At 55.8% G+C, this 543-nt stretch carries 1 pseudogene; it reads left to right on the top strand.

The features are described 5' to 3' along the window. Positions 1–543: pseudogene (locus tag HMPREF2806_RS09955) on the top strand (hypothetical protein); the annotation flags it as partial.

The following is a 543-nucleotide window of genomic DNA, read 5'->3' as shown; positions in this document are numbered from 1 at the left end:
GATACCGATGGTGACGGCACCAATGATGGTGATGAGGTCACTGGTTCCAAGAACGACGGTAAGCCGACCGATCCGAATGACCCGAACTCCAAGCCAAACAAGCCGTCTAAGCCGATCGTTCCTGGTCCGTCCTGGCCGATTGATCCGAACAAGCCGGGTGAGGATGGCAAGGGCAAGGACTCCGATAATGATGGTCTGACTGACGATCAGGAGAAGGAGCTTGGCACCGATCCGAACAATGCTGACACCGATGGTGATGGCATCAAGGATGGTGACGAGGTTACTGGTTCCAAGAACCCGTTCGATAAGGATGGCAACAAGGTTAAGCCGGGTGAGAAGGGTGCTCCGACGGATCCGACTAAGGCTGATACCGATGGTGACGGCACCAATGATGGTGATGAGGTCACTGGTTCCAAGAACGACGGTAAGCCGACCGATCCGAATGACCCGAACTCCAAGCCGGGCAAGGTGGATAAGCCAGGTACGCCGGATGGTTCCGCCGATTGGGCTGGTTCTTCCAACCTGTCTGAGCGTTGCATCAAC

It is taken from the genome of Corynebacterium sp. HMSC076G08, assembly GCF_001811515.1.
GTDB lineage: Bacteria > Actinomycetota > Actinomycetes > Mycobacteriales > Mycobacteriaceae > Corynebacterium > Corynebacterium hiratae.
Note: the sequence above shows the minus strand (reverse complement) of the source record. Positions and strands in the feature narration are given on the sequence as shown.